The organism is Roseivirga sp. UBA1976 (genome assembly GCF_002336325.1).
Classification (GTDB): Bacteria; Bacteroidota; Bacteroidia; order Cytophagales; family Cyclobacteriaceae; genus Roseivirga; species Roseivirga thermotolerans.
In genome coordinates, this window is sequence record NZ_DDDQ01000061.1 from 1,426 (window position 1) to 2,329 (window position 904).

Annotated in this window: 1 protein-coding gene; it reads left to right on the plus strand. The window is 43.6% G+C overall.

What is annotated here, in order from left to right:
- Positions 1 to 166 precede the first annotated feature (166 nt).
- Positions 167 to 904, plus strand: a 738-nt coding sequence (locus B3763_RS06655; RefSeq protein ID WP_286745008.1) for a M14 family metallopeptidase, incomplete at its 3' end; no start/stop codon positions are given.

Sequence of the window (904 nt, forward strand, 5' to 3'; positions counted from 1 at the left end):
TTCTGCAAATTTTACGCATTCAGTGGATTAGGTAATTCACCTAGCTGGACGGCCTAAACGCGCAAACCACTTATAACATTTCAGTACCGCTCAAGTTTGAGTCTGTTTAAATACGTATTGCCTTTCTGTTAATTCAGTACTTGAATTTTTATCAAAAAGAAACTCTATGAAACACAACTTACAGAAGCTTAGCCTTTTGGTAGGGATGTTTTGTATGGTTGCTATGGCATGGGCTCAGGAGTATACAACACTACCCCAACAGGCTCAAAGGCTGCGTAATCTTGCAAACTCTTCCAATATGGCTTCACTGAAATCGCTCACCAAAACTCTTGGGGGCAAAGACATTTGGATGCTCACGTTGGGTAAGGGCGATGCGGAAAGCAAGCCTGCCATTGCGGTAGTGGGGGGTGTAGAAGGTAGTCACCTGCTGAGTGTAGAAATGGCTCTTCGGTTTGCCGAAGGTATAATTTCAGATCATTCTGATGTACTTGATAACACGACCTTCTATGTCTTTCCTAACATGAGCCCCGATGCATATGAACAATATTTTGCAGCTCTTAAGTGGGAAAGAAGTGGTAATGCCAGGCCTACAGATGATGATCGGGACGGACGATTGAATGAAGATCCGTTTGATGATTTGGATGGTAATGGAATGATTACCTGGATGAGAGTTGAAGACCCTACAGGCGACTGGATTACACACCCGGCCGATAGTAGAATAATGATTAAAGCCGATCGCTCAAAAGGTGAAAAAGGTATGTACAAAGTCTTTACTGAAGGTAGAGATAATGACCTTGACGGTACCTTCAATGAAGATGGGGAAGGTGGAATACACTTCCGAAAAAACCTTACTTATGAGTACCCTTACTTTGTGGCAGGTTCCGGAGAGCACTCCGTGTCTGAG